Source organism: Streptomyces sp. SudanB25_2051 (assembly GCF_964272635.1).
Classification (GTDB): Bacteria; Actinomycetota; Actinomycetes; order Streptomycetales; family Streptomycetaceae; genus Streptomyces.
Genome location: NZ_OZ186787.1, coordinates 5,718,875 through 5,734,196, shown reverse-complemented (window position 1 = coordinate 5,734,196; position 15,322 = coordinate 5,718,875). Strand labels below are relative to the sequence as shown.

Sequence of the window (15,322 nt, the reverse complement as noted above, 5' to 3'; positions counted from 1 at the left end):
CGCTACGGGTGGACGGGCGGGCGGTGTTCGTGCCAGCGGAGGTCGTCCTCCAGTTGGGCGGCGAGGGAGACGAGGACGGCCTCGCCGCCGCGCGGTCCGAGCAGTTGGGCACCGACCGGCAGGCCGTCCCGGGTGAAGCCGGCCGGGACGCCGACACCGGGCCAGCCGAGCACGTTCCACGGCCAGGCGTACGGGCAGGCCGCCGCCATCGCCAGGTCGGTGCGCCGGCCGGACAGCCCGTCGAACGCGCCGATCCTCGGGGGCGGCGCGGCCGTCGTGGGCGTGAGGATCACGTCGTACGCGGCGAACAGCGCGCCGATCCTGCGGTGCTGGTGGCGTTCGCGGGCGCGGGCGGCGCGCAGGGCCCGGCCGCCGAGGAGGTGGCCGGCGCGGGTGGCGCCGCGGGTGCGCGGATCGAGGAGCGCGGGGTCGGGGTGCCGGTCGGCGTACGCGGCGATCCCGGCCGTGGCGCGCGGCAGGAAGCTCAGGCCGATGAGCCCGTAGCGGGGCCTGGCCTCCTCGACGGTGTGGCCGAGGCGGGCCAGGGTCTCGGCGAGGCCGGTGACGGCGCGGCGTATGTCGGGGTGGAGCGGCGTCGGGGTGGCGGTGAAGGGCGGCCGCCAGGCGAGGGCGACGCGCAGCCGGCCGGGGTCGCGGCGGGCGGCGGCCGAGGCGTCCACGGCGGGCAGCGGGTGCGGCTCGCCCGGGTGCGGCCCGGCGGCGGCGTCGAGGAGGAGCGCCGCGTCGGCGACGGTGCGGGCGAGGGGGCCGTTGACGGTGAGGCCCTCGAAGCAGTCGTCGTAGGGGTGGACGGAGACGCGGCCCCGCTGCGGTTTGATGCCGACGAGGTGGGTCCAGGCGGCGGGGATGCGGATGGACCCAGCGCCGTCGGAGCCGAGCGCGGCGGGCACGATCCCGGCGGCGACGGCGGCGGCGGACCCGCCGGAGGAGCCGCCGGGCGTGTGGCCGGCGTGCCACGGGTTGCGGGTCGCGCCGAAGGCCGGGCCCTCGGTGAACGCCCACTGGCCGAGCTCGCAGGTGTTGGTCTTGCCGACGACGATCGCCCCGGCGGCGCGGAGCCTGCGGACGGCCTCCCCGTCGGCGGTGGCGGGCGGGAGGTCGCCGGGGCAGCCGAAGCGGGTGGGCAGCCCGGCGACGTCGGTGTCGTCCTTGACGGCGACGGGCACGCCGAGGAGCGGCGCCCTCTCCCCCGCCGCGAGGCGCCGGTCGGCCTCCTCCGCCTCGGCGAGCGCGGCGTCGGCGCGGAGGCAGCGGAAGGCGTTGAGGGTGGCGCGGGTGGCCTCGGCGCGTTCGAGCGACGCCCGCACCAGGGCGGTGGAGGTGGTCAGGCCCTCCCTCAACCGCCGTGCCTGCTCTACGAGTCCGAGATCGCCGGGGGTGGCTTCGGTGGTCATGCGCGCGGAGCTTACCGCCCGGTAACCCCGGTGTCAGGAGGGCCCGCGGCTTCGGATGCGCCGCAGCAGGAGGTACGTGCGGCTGCTGGCGTGCTCGACGGCGGGGTCCGGTGCCCGGTCGAGGCGCGCGGCCGGGGTGAGGCCCGCGCGGGCGAGGGCTTCCGTCTCGGCCTCGGGGTCGAGGAAGTGAAAGGTGAGGTCGACCGGGTGGTCCCACCAGGTGGTCAGGCGCCTGGCCGTTCCGGGGGCCGCCTCGGCGTCGCCCGTGTGGAAGGCGAGGAGCGCGTGGCCTCCGGGGCGCAGGACCCGCGCGAACTCGGCGTACGCGGCGTCCCGCCCCGCCTGGTCCAGGTGGATCACGGCGTACCAGCACAGCACGCCCGCGGCCGCGCCGGAGCGGACCGGCAGCGCGGTCATGTCCGCCGCGGCGTACGGCAGGGCGGTGGTGCGGCGCGCCACGGCGCACATGCCCGGCGACAGGTCGAGGCCCAGCACCGGCGCCCCGCCGCGCGCGGCGAGGCGGGCCGCGGCGTGGCCCGGTCCGCACCCGACGTCGAGGACGGGCCCGTCGGCGGCGAGTTCGGCGAAGGCGTCCAGCAGCGCGCGGTCGAGCGGTTTGCCGTCGAGCTCGCCCGCGATCTGTGCCGCGTACCGTTCGGCGACCGCGTCGTAGCCGCGCCGTGTCCCGTCCGGCGCCCCGGTGCTCCGTGAGGTGGTCATCGCACCAGCCTGCCCGGCGGGGCACGCGCCGGGGAACCCCCGCGGCGGCTGCCCGGCGGGGAAGCCCCCCGCGGCGGCGCGCGGCCCGGTCCGGGCTCCGCACGCGCACGCCGGGGCGGGGCCGCGCGGACGCGGCGGACACGGGGGCGGTTCAGAACGTCTCGACGTACTCCTCCGGCGGGCCGAGCCCGGGCCGGTCGCGCAGCTCGATCCGGTCGCCCATGCGGTGCAGTTCCAGCACGGTCACGGTGTTGCGTCCCGCGCGCACCAGGGGAGCGGGCAGGTACAGGGTGGTCTGCGGGCCGGTCTCCCAGTGGCGTCCGAGCAGGGTGCCGTTGACCCAGACGAAGCCCTTGGCGAAGCCCGGCAGGGCGAGGAAGCCGTCCGCCGGCTCGCGGGTGGTGAACCGGGCCGTCGCGAAGCCCGCCGTACCGGACGGGGCGGCGGCGCGGACCGCGCGGGCGAGGTCGTCCGCCGTCCACAGGTCCAGGGGCAGCGGGTGCGACCGCCAGCCGTGGACCTGCCGCCTGCCGACGGTGACCGCGCCGAGGATGCCCTTGCGGCCGCCGAGCAGGTGCCCGTAGTTGACGCGTCCCAGGTTCTCCACGAGGAGGTCGAGGCGGACCCGCCGCCCGGTGCCGGTGACGTCGAGCGAGGCGGTCTCCCGGTCGAGGACGCCGGCCGGCACGCCGTCGAGGAACACCTGGGCCCGGTCGTGCAGGCCGTGCACCGTCAGCGGGTACGTGCCGGGCGGCAGCAGCGGCTCCGCCCGGTACAGGACGAGGCCCGACGCCTGGCCCAGCTCCTCGAAGGAGGGCGGGCAGGGCGTGGCGGCCGGCTGGGACATGGCGCCCAGCGACTGAAGGAGTCCCGCGCGGGGGACGGCCGCGAAGGAGCGGGGCGCGAGCAGCCGGGGGTCCGGCGGCAGGGGCGGGGCGGGCCCGCCGGTCGCCTGGAGGATGCGCGCGCGCAGGGCGTGGAACTTGGGTGTGAGGGCGCCGTGTTCGGCGATCGGCGCGTCCGAGTCGTAGCTCGTGACGGTGGGCCGGATCGCGGTGCCGTCGTGGTTGGCGCCCGCCCACAGCCCGAAGTTGGTGCCGCCGTGCGCCATGTACAGGCTGACGGAGCCGCCCGCGTCCAGGATGTCGGAGAAGGTCTTCAGGGCGCTGCCGGGCGCACGCACATGGTGGTTCCCGCCCCAGTGGTCGAACCACCCGTTCCAGAACTCGGCGCACAGCAGCGGCTCGTCCGCGCGGCGCGAGCGCAGCAGCGCGGCGGCCTCGCGGGCGCGTGAGCCGAGGGTGACGGCCGCGAGGTGGCCGGACAGGGAGCCGCCGTCCTGCATGAGGGCGGTGGGACCGTCGGCCGTGTAGAGCAGTTCGGTGATGCCCCGCTCCACCAGGGCGTCCCGTATGCGGCGCAGGTACTCCCGGTCGTCGCCGTGGCTGCCGTACTCGTTCTCGATCTGCACCGCGACCACCGGGCCGCCCCGGCCCGCCTGGAGGGCGGCGACACGCGGGATCAGCTCGTCGAACCAGCGCGTGACCTCCTCCAGGAACGGCGGGTGGGAGCAGCGCGGGCGCATGCCGGGCCGGCCGGTCAGCCAGGCCGGCAGGCCGCCGTTGTCCCATTCGGCGCAGATGTACGGGCCGGGCCGCACGATCGCGTCGAGCCCGGCGTCCCGGGCGAGCCGCAGGAACGCCTCGACGTCGTGGCCGCCGGTGAAGCGGTACCGTCCCGGGCTCGGCTCGTGGAAGTTCCACGGGACGTAGGTGTCCACGGTGTTGAGGCCCATGGCCGCGAGGCGCGCGAGCCGGTCGGCCCACTGGCCGGGGTGGACGCGGAAGTAGTGCAGCGACCCGGCGAGGACCCGGTGCGGGCGGCCGTCGCTCAGGAACGCGCCGTCGCGGTGGGTGAGGACGGGCGAGGGCCGGGGCGCGGGGCCCGGCGGGGGCGTACGGCTCATGTCGCGGCTCCCGCGGGCGGTCCTCCGCCGCGGCGCGTGGTCCGCACGGCGCTGGCGCCGCCGCGGCGCGTGGTCCGCACGGCGCTCACGCCGCCGCGCCCGCGAGCAGGTGCAGGAGGCGGGCCGCCTCCGTCGCCACGGCGGCGCGGGCGGGGCCGAGGTACTTCCGGGGGTCCACCACGGCGGGATCGGCGGCCAGGTGTTCCCGTACGGCCCGGGTGAACAGCTTGTTCAGATGGGTGGAGACGTTCACCTTGGTCATGCCCGCGGCGACCGCCTTCGCGAGGCCGCCGTCGCTCACCCCCGACGAGCCGTGCAGCACGAGCGGGACGCGCGCCTCCTCCCGCAGCCGGGTGATCAGCGGCAGGTCCAGCTCGGCGTCACGGGTGAGCATGGCGTGGGAGCTGCCGACCGCGACGGCCAGGGCGTCGACCCCGGTCGCCCGGACGAAGGCCCTCGCCTCGTCGGGGTCGGTCCGCACACCGGGGGCGTGCGCCCCGTCCTTCCCGCCGACCTCCCCCAGCTCGGCCTCCACCCACACGTCCGCCCGGTGGCAGCGCTCCGCGACCTCGCGGGTGAGGGCCACGTTCTCCTCGTACGGCAGCCGGGAGGCGTCGAACATGACGGAGCTGAAGCCGAGTGCGACCGCCTCCTCCACGAGGCCGACCGACTCGGCGTGGTCGAGGTGGACGGCGACGGGTACGCGCGCGGACCGGGCGAGGGCCAGCGAGGCGAGGCCGACGGGTGCGAGCGCGCCGTGGTAGCGGACGGTGTTCTCGCTGATCTGGAGGATGGCGGGGCGTCCGGCGTGCTCCGCCCCGGAGACGATGGCCTCGGCGTGCTCGATCTGCACGACGTTGAAGGCGCCGACGCCGGTGCGCGCGGTGTGGGCCGGGCCGACGATGTCGCCGGTGCGGGCGAGCGGCATGGTCGGCCTCCTCAGGGGCGCGGTGCGAGGACCACGGACCGGGTGAGGTTGCGGGGCCGGTCGGGGTCGAGCCCCCGCCGCAGGGCCAGGTGGACGGCGAGCCGCTGGACGCGCACCAGGTCGGCCATCGGGTCGAGACCGGTGTCCGGTCCCCCGGACCCGGCGACGAAGGTCCCCCCGGTCGCGGCCACGTCCCGGTCCAGGCCGTCGGGGGCCGGGCCGAACAGCCACGCGACCCGTCCGGGCCCGGTGACGCTGATGGGCCCGTGGCGGTACTCCATCGCCGGGTACGCCTCGGTCCACGCCCCCGCGGCCTCCCGCATCTTCAGCGCCGCCTCCAGGGCGATGCCGTAGCACCAGCCGGCGCCGAGGAAGGTGAACTGCCCGGCCTCGCGGACCGCGGGGGCGAGGGGCTCGGCGATCGCCCGTTCCGCGTCCTCGACGGCCCGCGCGAGCGGCCGCACCCCGGGCGGCGGGGCGCCCTCCTTCTCCAGGTGCGCGCGGAAGAGGGCGAGGACGGTGGTGGCGAACCGCGTCTGGACGACGGACCGCTCGTCGGCGAAGTCCAGTACGGCGACGGTGTCGGCGGCCCGCATCACCGGCGTTCCGGGGTCGGCGGTGACCGCCGCGGTCGGCACGGTGCCCCGCACCCGGTCGAGCAGCTCCAGGACCTCCGTGGTCGTCCCGGAGCGGGTGACGGCCACGATCCGGTCGTACGCACGCCCGTACGGGAACTCCGACGCGGCGAACGCGTCGGTGGCGCCGTGACCCGCGTCCTCCCGCAGCCGGGCGCAGGCCAGCGCCATGTACCACGACGTGCCGCAGCCCACCACGGCCACCCGCTCGCCCCGGCGCGGAAGCGCGTCGGCCACCCGGCCCGCGGCGTCGGCCGCCGCTCTCCAGGTGCGCGGCTGGGAGGCGATCTCGGCGGACGTGCGGCACTCCAGCGGATCGGGCATGGGCCAACTCCTTCTGACGGCACATCAGGCGGCCGGGGCGGCACCTGACCGTAACGGCCCGCGCCGCGCCCCGTCCAGGCTCCGCGGCCCGGCCGGCGGTCAGCCGTTCAGCGCGGGGATGACCTCGGAGCCGTACGCGTCGATGGCGGTCTCCTCCGCGTCGTGCATGGCGTACACGGCGAACTGGTCCACGCCGAGGTCCCGGAGGCGGCGCAGCCTGTCGATGTGGGCCCCGGCGGGGCCGAGGAGGCAGAAGCGGTCGACGATCTCGTCCGGGACGAAGTCCGCGGAGGGGTTCCCTGCGCGGCCGTGGTGGCTGTAGTCGTAGCCCTGGCGGTCCTTGACGTACGCGGTGAGGGCCTCGGGCACCAGGCCCGAGCGCTCGCCGTAGCGGGAGACGAGGTCGGCCACGTGGTTGCCGACCATGCCGCCGAACCAGCGGCACTGCTCGCGGGCGTGCGCCAGGGCTCCGGGCGAGCCGTCGGCCGTCACGTAGGCGGGGGCGGCCACGCAGACGGTGACGGCGCCGGGGTCGCGGCCCGCCCGCTCGGCGGCGTCCCGTACGGCCTTGACCATCCACTCGGTGAGGAACGGGTCGGCGAGCTGGAGGATGAAGCCGTCGGCCTTGCGGCCGGCCAGGGCGAGGGCCTTGGGGCCGTACGCCGCCATCCACACCGGCAGCTTGCCGTCCCTGATCCACGGGATGCGCACGGGGTTGCCGTCCACGACCGCCTCGCGCCCCTCGGCCAGGTCGCGGATGACGTCGATGGCCTCGCCCAGCCGCGCCAGGGTGTCCGGCGCGCGGCCCGCCACGCGCATGGCGGAGTCGCCCCGCCCGATGCCGCAGACGGTCCGGTTGCCGTACATGTCGTTGAGCGTGGCGAAGGTGGAGGCGGTGACCTCCCAGGTGCGGGTGCCCGGATTGGTGACCATGGGGCCGACCCGCAGCTTCGTGGTGTGCTCCAGGATCCGGCTGTAGATCACGAAGGGCTCCTGCCACAGGACGGCGGAGTCGAACGTCCAGCCGTAGCGGAAGCCGTTGCGTTCGGCGCGGCGCATCAGGCCGACGACGCGGGAGGCCGGGGGGTCGGTCTGCAGGACGAGTCCGAAGTCCATGGCTGCGTCCTCTCAGCTCAGGTACTGGCAGGTGGCGCGCGGGGTGTACACGCCGTGCCCGGCGCGGCCGGTGAACTTCCGCCCGTCGATGACGGGTTCGCCGCGCGACAGGACGGTCTCCACCCGGCCGGTGACGGTCCTGCCCTCGTACGCGGAGTAGTCGACGTTCATGTGGTGGGTCTCGGCGGACAGGGTCTGCACGGCCATCGGGTCGTAGACGACGATGTCGGCGTCCGCGCCGGGCGCGATGGTGCCCTTCTTCGGGTAGAGGCCGAACATGCGGGCCGGGGTGGCGCAGGCGATCTCGATCCAGCGGCGCCGCGAGATGTGGCCGTCCACGACGGCCTGGTGGAGCAGGTCCATGCGGTTCTCCACGCCCGGCAGCCCGTTGGGGATGCGGGAGAAGTCGCCCCGCCCCAGCTCCTTCTGGCCGCGGAAGCAGAACGGGCAGTGGTCCGTGGACACCACCTGGAGGTCGTTGGTGCGCAAGCCCCGCCACAGCGCCGCCTGGTGCTCGCGCGGCCGCAGCGGCGTGCTGCACACGTACTTGGCGCCCTCGAAGTCCGGCTCCGCCAGGTGGTCGGCGGAGAGGAACAGGTACTGCGGGCAGGTCTCGCCGAAGACCGGAAGGCCCTTGTCGCGGGCGGCGGCCAGCTCGGCGACCGCCTCCTGGGCCGACACGTGCACCACGTACAGCGGCGCCCCGGCGACCCGGGCCAGCTGGATGGCGCGGTGCGTGGCCTCCGCCTCCAGCAGCACGTGCCGGGTCTCGCCGTGGAACCGGGGGTCCACGTCGCCGCGGGCGAGGGCCTGCTCGATCAGCACGTCGATGGCGATGCCGTTCTCGGCGTGCATCATGATCAGCCCGCCGTTGAGGGCGGAGCGCTGCATGGCGCGCAGGATGCGGCCGTCGTCGCTGTAGAGCACACCGGGATAGGCCATGAAGAGTTTGAACGAGCTCACGCCCTCCTCGACGAGGCCGTCCATCTCCCTCAGCGACGACTCGTCGACGTCCGACATGATCATGTGGAAGGCGTAGTCGATCGCGCACTTGCCGTCGGCCTTGGCGTGCCAGGCGTCGAGGCCCTCGCGCAGGGTGTGGCCGACGCTCTGGACGGCGAAGTCCACGATGGTGGTGGTGCCGCCCCAGGCGGCGGCGCGGGTGCCGCTCTCGAAGTCGTCGGAGGCGAACGTCCCGCCGAACGGGAACTCCATGTGGGTGTGGGCGTCGACGCCGCCCGGGATGACGTACTTGCCGGTGGCGTCGATGAGGCGGTCGGCGGTCCACGCCCGGGCCGCCGCGCTGCCGTGGGCGGCGAGCGCGGCGACCCTGCCGTCCTCCACGAGGACGTCGGCGTGGGTCTCCTCGGCGGCCGTGACGACGAGGCCGCCGCGGATCAGGGTGCGGGTGCTCATGGTGTGGGGCCCCTTGCTGTGGCTTACCGGAGGACGCGCAGGGCCTGTTCGAGGAGGGCGGCGCCTTCCTCGGCCTCGGCGACGGTGAGGGAGAGCGGCGGGGCGATCCGCAGGACGCTCGTGTCGTGGCCGCCGCCCTTGCCGATCAGCAGGCCCTGCTCCCTGGCCGCTTCGAGGACGGCCGCCGCGGCCTCGGGGTCGGCGGCGCCGGTGGCGGGGTCGGCCAGTTCGACGCCGATCATCAGTCCGCGTCCGCGCACCTCGCGCACCCGGTCGACGCCGGCCCCGATGGCGCGGATCCGTTCGGCGAGCAGGCCGCCGACGCGCCGGGCGTTGCCCTGGAGGTCGTGTTCGATCAGGTACGCGAGGTTGGCGAGCCCGGCGGCCATGGTGACCGGGGAGCCGCCGAAGGTGGAGATGGAGTTGGCGGTCAGGCAGTTCATCACCTCGGCGCGGGCGACGACGCCGCCGATGGACATGCCGTTGCCGATGCCCTTGGCGAAGGTGAGGATGTCCGGCGGGCCGCTCGCGGCGTGCGCCTGCCAGCCCCAGAAGTGGTCGCCGGTGCGGCCCCAGCCGGTCTGCACCTCGTCGCTGATCCACAGGATGCCGTGCCGGTCCAGGACCTCGCGGAACGCCGCGTACAGCCCGTCGGGCGGGAAGGTGAAGCCGCCGACGCCCTGGACCGGCTCGGCGATCAGCGCGGCGATGTCGCCGGTGTGGCCGATCAGGTCCTCCAGGTCGGCGACGCACGCGGCGGTGAAGTCGGCGTCGCCGAGGTGCGCGAAGGGGCCCCGGTGGCGCACGGCGCCGTGGACGTACAGCGTGTGCAGGCCGGAGTGTCCGGTGGTGGTCCAGGCGCGGTTGCCGGTGACGGAGACGGCGGAGAAGGACCGTCCGTGGTAGCTGTTGCGCATCGCCAGGACCTGGTTGCTGCGGCGGTACGCGGTGGCGAGGAGCAGCGCCGTGTCGTTGGCCTCGGTGCCGGAGGTGGTGAAGAAGACGCGGGCGTCGGGGATGCCGGAGAGCGCGGCCACCCGCTCGGCCAGCTCCACCATGGGCCGGTTGAGGTAGAGCGTCGAGGTGTGGATGATCCGCCCGGCCTGCTCCGTGACGGCCTTGGTGACCTCGGGCAGCGCGTGGGCGGTCATGGTGGTGAGGATGCCGCCGAAGAAGTCGAGGTACCGCCTGCCCTCGGCGTCCCAGACGTGGCGGCCCTCGCCGTGGGTGATCTCGATGGGCTCGTCGTAGTAGAGGGACAGCCAGTCGGGCAGGACGCCGCGGTGGCGGTCGTGGAGGTGGCGGTGGACGTGGAGGGTGCGGTCGGTGGTCACGGTCGTACCAGCCCTTCGTACGCGTCGGGTCGCCGGTCCCGGTAGAAGGCCCACTGCTGCCGGACCTCGTCGATGAGGCCGAAGTCGAGGTCCCGCACGAGGAGTTGCTCCTTCTGGTCGGAGGCGGTCTCCCCGACCGTGCGGCCGCGCGGGTCGACGAAGTAGCTGGTGCCGTAGAAGTCGTTGTCGCCGTACTCCTCGCGCCCGACGCGGTTGATCGCGGCGATGTAGTAGGCGTTGGCGACGGCGGCGGCGGGCTGCTCCAGCTGCCAGAGATGGGAGGAGAGGCCGCGGTGGGTGGCGGACGGGTTGTAGACCAGCTGGGCGCCGTTCAGCCCGAGTTGGCGCCAGCCCTCCGGGAAGTGGCGGTCGTAGCAGATGTAGACGCCGACGCGGCCGACGGCGGTGTCGAAGACGGGCCAGCCGAGGTTGCCGGGCCGGAAGTAGAACTTCTCCCAGAAGCCCTTGAGCTGGGGGATGTGGTGCTTGCGGTACTTGCCGAGGTAGGTGCCGTCCGCGTCGACGACGGCGGCGGTGTTGTAGAAGAAGCCGGGGCCCTCGGACTCGAAGACGGGGGCGACGACGACCATGCCGGTCTCGCGGGCCAGTTCCCGCATGCGGGTCACGGTCGGGCCGTCGGGCACGGGCTCCGCCCAGCGGTAGTGCCCGGCGTCCTGCACCTGGCAGAAGTACGGGGCGTTGAACACCTCCTGGAACCCGATGATCCGCGCGCCCTGGTTCGCGGCCTCGCGGGCGTACTCCTCGTGTTTGGCGATCATCGATTCGGTGTCGCCGGTCCAGGTCGCCTGGACGAGCGCGGCGCGCACGGTCGGGGACATGAGCTGCTCCTTCGGCAAGGCGTCGACGAGCCTCTACGCACGTAGAGCGATGGGTAGGAGGAGAACGTAAGCCTCGTCACATCCCGGGGCAAGACCGTCGCCGCCTGCCGTCCGACTCGATCATTTTTCATACCCGAGTGGTCCATAACGAACGCGCCGGGTACTGAGATCGGCCGGGTTCGTACGCTCCGGGGGCGCGGCACGCCGCGCGCCCCCGGACGCGCCCCCCTGGCGCCCCGGAGCCGCCCCCGGAGGCCCGGCGGGCGTGAAGGCCGGCGCCCCCGGACGCGGTCGGCCGGGTCAGCCGGCCGGGCGGACCACCATCGCGGACCCGCCGCCGCGCCGGACCGTTTCGGCGGCGGCGAGCCAGCGGCCGTCGGGGAGCCGCTGGACCCCGGTGGCGGCGCCGATCTCCGGGTTCTCGCGGAAGGCGTGGCCGAGCGCGGCGAGACGGGCGCGCAGCGGGCTGCCGTACAGGGCCGGTTCGAGGTCGGTGACGGGCTGGTTGCGCTGGCTTGCGCGGGGCGCGGCGATGGCGTCGACCAGCGGGAGGCCCCGGTCGACCACGCCGGTGAGGGTCTGCAGGACCGTCGTGATGATCGTGGCGCCGCCGGGCGAGCCGAGCGCGAGGACGGGCCGGTCGTGCCGGTCCAGGACGATCGTCGGGGACATGGAGGAGCGGGGCCGCTTGCCGGGGCCGGGCAGGTTCGGGTCGTGGACGGCCGGGTCGGCGGGGGCGAACGAGAAGTCGGTCAGCTCGTTGTTGAGCAGGAAGCCCCGGCCGGGCACGGTGATGCCGCTGCCGCCGGTCGACTCGATGGTGAGGGTGTACGCGACGACGTTGCCCCACCGGTCGGCGGCGGTCAGATGCGTGGTGTTCTCACCCTCGTACGTCGTCGGCGCGGCCTTCCCGCCCGTGGCGCACGGCTCGGGGCGGCGCGGGTCGCCAGGGGCGAGCGGGCTGGTCAGCGCCCGGTCGTCGCGGATGAGGCAGGCCCGCGCGTCGGCGAACCGCTGCGACAGCAGACCGCCCACCGGGACGTCCTCGAACGCCGGGTCGCCGACCCACCGCCCCCGGTCGGCGAAGGCGACGCGGCTCGCCTCGATGAGCCGGTGCAGGTACGCCTCCGGGGTGGCGCGCCGCAGGTCGGTTCCCTCCAGGATGTTGAGCGCCTCCCCGACGGTGGTGCCGCCCGAGGAGGACGGCGCCATGCCGTACACGTCGAGGCCGCGGTAGGAGACCTGCGTGGGGCGGCGGTCGACCGTCTCGTACTCGGCGAGGTCGCGGAGGGTCAGGTCGCCGGGGCGCACGGTCCGGTCGGCGCCGGGGCGCACGGGCGGGGTGCGGACGGTGCGGACGATGTCGCGTGCGAGGTCGCCCCGGTACAGCGCGCCGGTGCCCTGCCGGGCGAGTTTGTCGTAGGTGCGGGCGAGGTCGGGGTTCTTCAGGACGGAGCCGACGACGGGCAGTTCGCCGCCGGGCAGGAACAGTTCGGCGCTGGCGGGGAAGTCCCGGAACCGCTCCTCGTTGGCGCGGGTCTGCTCGCGGAACGTCTCGTCGACGACGAAGCCGTCCCTGGCGAGCCGCACGGCCGGTTTCAGCAGGTCCTTGAGCGGTTTGCTGCCCCACGCGCCGAGCGCGGCGTCCCAGGTGGCGGGGGTGCCGGGGGTGCCGACGGACAGGCCGCTGGTCATGGCCTCGGCGAAGGGGAGGGGCTTGCCGTCCTCCAGGAAGAGCGACGCGTCGGCGGTGCGGGGCGCGGTCTCGCGGCCGTCGACGGTGTGGACGGTGCGGGTGCGGGCGTCGTAGTAGACGAAGTAGCCGCCTCCGCCGATCCCCGCCGAGTACGGCTCGGTGACCCCGAGGGCGGCGGCGGTGGCGACGGCGGCGTCCACGGCGTTGCCGCCCGCGCGCAGCACCTCGATCCCGGCCGCCGACGCGTCGGGGTCGACGCTCGCGACGGCCCCGCCGTACCCGACGGCCACCGGCACCTTGGCGGGCGCCGCGGAAGCGGGCGCGGGGGCGGGGGCGGCGGTGCCCGGCGGGGCGGCGGCACCGAGGGCGAGGACCGTCGTGGCGACGGCGGCGAGGGAGACGTTCCGTACGGTGGAGCGACGCATCCGGTGTACCTCCAGTCAACGGCCGTCCGCGCAGCGTAACTTCATGCCGCACGGCGCGTCAGGACCGCTAGCATGCGCGCCCATGGACCAGGACCTGTGGAACATCGTGCTCGGCGTGGCCGCCAGTGGGCTCAGCGCGTCACTCGGATGGCTGGGCCGGGCGGCGCTGGCGCGCCGCCGGCTCCGCCGCGAGCAGGGGTTCTTCGGGCTCCCGGACGACTCCGACTGCCTGCTGGTGGTGAACCGGGAGGCGGGCGGCGAGGGGGTGCACCGCAACGACGTGTTCGCGCTGCTGGAGCTGTCGGCGCTGATCCGCGACTGCGGGGCGCACGCCAGGATCGTGCGCCACGACCAGGCGGTCCAGGGCTTCGGGGACCGTACGGAGTTCTGCCTCGGAGGGCCCACGTCGAACCAGCGGATGCGGGCCCATCTGCGCACCCTCCTGCCGGGGCTGGTCCTGGAGGAGTCCCCGGACCGCAGCCCGGACGTGTACCGGGTCGGCGGGGAGGTGTACCGGGCGGAGCACGGGGTGAGGGAGTACGTCGTGCTGGCGCGGCTCACCGCGGGCGAGGGGCGGCGGCCGGTGTTCCTGTTCTGCGGCCAGAAGGCGGTCACGAACCAGGCGGCGACCCGCTATCTGGTGCGCCACCACGAGGAGCTGGCCCGCCGGTACGGGCGCGGGCCGTTCGTGCTGCTGCTGAAGGTGGTGAACTCCGAGGCGTACGGTCCCGACGTGGTGGAGCTCGCGGCCGATGTGACGGACGCGGCGACCCGCCCGCCGGCGGCTCCCGCGCCGGTCCCGGCACCCGCGACCGCGGCGGACGGCGACCAGGCGGGCGACGCCGGGGACGGGGACGGCGGACACGGTGGCGGCGAGGCGGGCGAGGCCCCGGCGGGCCCGGCCGATCCGGCAGCCGGCTCCGCGACCGGACGGACCCCCCGCAGGAGCCGCGGCTCGCGGTCCGGGGGGCCGGCGGGGACCGGGGCGTCCGGGACCTCCGGGTGAACTGACGGCCCGTCAGTCCCGTGCGTACGCCGTGAAGGGTCTGGGGGGCGTCGTGTAGGCGCCGTAGCGGGCGACGACGATCCGGTCCTTGTACACGAAGAGCGTGTCCGCGGGGCCCGGGTCGTCGGGGAAGTCGCGGGCTTCGCGCTGCTCGGCCGTCGCGGGGTCGAGGACGCGCAGGCCGTGGTCGGAGCCGTCCGACGTGGCGAGGACGAGGAGTTTCCCGTCCTGGAACTGCAGGTGGTAGCCGGTTTCGCCGTCGAGGCGGTCGTCTTCGAGGGTGCCGCCCCAGACGGGCTCACCGGTGGCCAGGTCGAAGGCGGTCAGGCGGTACTCGAAGCGGCTGATCCTCACCCGGTGGTAGGGCAGGACGTAGAGCCTGCCGTCGCCCACGGCCGCCGTGAGCCTCCTGTCGCGGCTGATCTCGCCGTAGGAGCCCTTGAAGTCGATGGGCGGGTTCGGGCGTCCGTTCCCGCCGAAGGAGAAGTAGGCCCCGAAGTCGGAGTCGGATGACTCGGAGGCGGCCACGACCACCGGGTCGGCCGAGACGAAGGCCGCCGCGGCGTCCCAGCCGACGGCGCGCCGGTCCCCGAGCGGGCCGGACCACAGCAGCGCGCCGGTGTCCGGGGCGAACGCGGCGGCGTGCAGCTCGGCGCCGTCCGGCACCTTCTCGTCCCAGCGCTTCCCGGTGCCGCCGCACGCGAGGAGGGCGGCGACGTGCCGCTTCGCCGTCGCGGTCCTGCCCGGCACACAGCCCTTGGGGAGGGCCGCCTTCCAGCGCGGCTTGCCGGTGCGCGCGTCCACGGCCCGCAGCTGCTCGCCGGTGAGGAGCACGGCGATGCCACCGCCGGCGGACACCGTGTAGGGCTGGAGGCGGTGGAGAGCGGGGTCGGTGACGGAGAGGGGACGCTCCCACAGGACGCGGCCGTTCGCCATGTCGATCGCGACGGCGGTGGCGCACGGCTCGCCCTTGGCGGTGGCGGATGCGCCGTCCCGGTCGCGGGTGAGGACGAGGACGGAGCCGTCGGTGTCGGCTGCGGCGTGGCAGACCGCGGAGCGGCCGGGCGGCACGTACTCCCAGCTCCGTCTGCCGCTGGAGGCGTCGTATCCGCGTACGGCGTCGAAGCGGCTGCGGACCAGGGTGTCGCCCGCCAGCCAGGCGCCGTTGCCCTGCGGTTCGCCCTTGCGGTCCGCCGGGGTGTCCCAGACGACGCGCATCTCGTCGGGGCCGAAGAGGGAGCACCCGGTGGCGAACGCGCAGAGGGCCACCAGCGCGGCCCCGGCCCTGGCCAGAGCGCGCCTGGTGCGTCTGGTGCGTCCGGTGCGTCTGCCGGACGGTGTGTCGTTCCTCTGCGCGGTCACGTCCGCTCCCCCGTGTATCGCCGTCGACGGCCCGCCGGACCGCTCGCGCTTCCGGCGGCGATCATGTTACGGAGCGGGCCGCGGCGAGCGGAAGGGACGGCCGTGCCCGAGGGGGCGGCGTACGGTCCGCGCGCGCACCC

General features: G+C 75.2%; 11 protein-coding genes and 1 pseudogene. 1 reads left to right on the top strand and 11 read right to left on the bottom strand.

The window, feature by feature from the left end; translation table 11 throughout:
• Positions 1 to 2: 2 nt before the first annotated feature.
• The 10 genes from ACSUPT_RS25200 to ggt all read right to left on the bottom strand — a co-directional run bounded on the left by ACSUPT_RS25200 (position 3) and on the right by ggt (position 12,814).
• A complete protein-coding gene (locus ACSUPT_RS25200; RefSeq protein ID WP_404144893.1) occupies positions 3 to 1,415 on the bottom strand; it encodes an amidase in 1,413 nt (470 codons plus the stop codon).
• Between the two features lie 33 nt (positions 1,416 to 1,448).
• Positions 1,449 to 2,135, bottom strand: a complete 687-nt coding sequence (locus tag ACSUPT_RS25195) for a class I SAM-dependent methyltransferase (protein ID WP_436945585.1) — start codon at positions 2,133 to 2,135, stop codon at positions 1,449 to 1,451.
• Positions 2,136 to 2,286: 151 nt separating this feature from the next.
• A complete protein-coding gene (locus ACSUPT_RS25190; RefSeq protein WP_436945583.1) occupies positions 2,287 to 4,101 on the bottom strand; it encodes a beta-galactosidase in 1,815 nt (604 codons plus the stop codon).
• An 85-nt stretch (positions 4,102 to 4,186) separates the two neighbouring features.
• Positions 4,187 to 5,029, bottom strand: coding sequence for a class II fructose-bisphosphate aldolase (locus tag ACSUPT_RS25185; RefSeq protein WP_436945581.1), 843 nt, complete (start codon positions 5,027 to 5,029; stop codon positions 4,187 to 4,189).
• An 11-nt stretch (positions 5,030 to 5,040) separates the two neighbouring features.
• Positions 5,041 to 5,988 carry an SIS domain-containing protein gene (locus tag ACSUPT_RS25180; RefSeq protein WP_365725979.1) on the bottom strand — a complete coding sequence of 316 codons (948 nt, stop codon included), beginning with the start codon at positions 5,986 to 5,988 and terminating at the stop codon, positions 5,041 to 5,043.
• A 99-nt stretch (positions 5,989 to 6,087) separates the two neighbouring features.
• Positions 6,088 to 7,104, bottom strand: coding sequence for a TIGR03842 family LLM class F420-dependent oxidoreductase (locus ACSUPT_RS25175; protein ID WP_436945578.1), 1,017 nt, complete (start codon positions 7,102 to 7,104; stop codon positions 6,088 to 6,090).
• Between the two features lie 12 nt (positions 7,105 to 7,116).
• Positions 7,117 to 8,520, bottom strand: coding sequence for a dihydropyrimidinase (gene hydA / locus ACSUPT_RS25170; RefSeq protein ID WP_365725977.1), 1,404 nt, complete (start codon positions 8,518 to 8,520; stop codon positions 7,117 to 7,119).
• 23 nt (positions 8,521 to 8,543) lie between these two features.
• Positions 8,544 to 9,854 (bottom strand): aspartate aminotransferase family protein, encoded by a 1,311-nt coding sequence (locus ACSUPT_RS25165; RefSeq protein ID WP_404144905.1) that lies wholly within the window; start codon positions 9,852 to 9,854, stop codon positions 8,544 to 8,546.
• Positions 9,851 to 10,693 (bottom strand): nitrilase-related carbon-nitrogen hydrolase, encoded by an 843-nt coding sequence (locus ACSUPT_RS25160; RefSeq protein ID WP_351964683.1) that lies wholly within the window; start codon positions 10,691 to 10,693, stop codon positions 9,851 to 9,853. Before ACSUPT_RS25160 ends, ACSUPT_RS25165 begins: the two co-directional genes overlap by 4 nt.
• A 300-nt stretch (positions 10,694 to 10,993) precedes the next feature.
• On the bottom strand, positions 10,994 to 12,814 hold the full coding sequence (gene ggt / locus ACSUPT_RS25155) for a gamma-glutamyltransferase (protein ID WP_436945576.1): 1,821 nt from the start codon (positions 12,812 to 12,814) through the stop codon (positions 10,994 to 10,996).
• An 82-nt stretch (positions 12,815 to 12,896) separates the two neighbouring features.
• Here ggt and ACSUPT_RS25150 point away from each other — a divergent pair.
• Positions 12,897 to 13,628, top strand: a pseudogene (locus tag ACSUPT_RS25150) (hypothetical protein); the annotation flags it as partial.
• Between the two features lie 204 nt (positions 13,629 to 13,832).
• On the opposite strand, the gene ACSUPT_RS25145 reads toward ACSUPT_RS25150, so the two are convergent.
• A complete protein-coding gene (locus tag ACSUPT_RS25145) occupies positions 13,833 to 15,182 on the bottom strand; it encodes an outer membrane protein assembly factor BamB family protein (protein WP_436945575.1) in 1,350 nt (449 codons plus the stop codon).
• Positions 15,183 to 15,322: the final 140 nt, after the last annotated feature.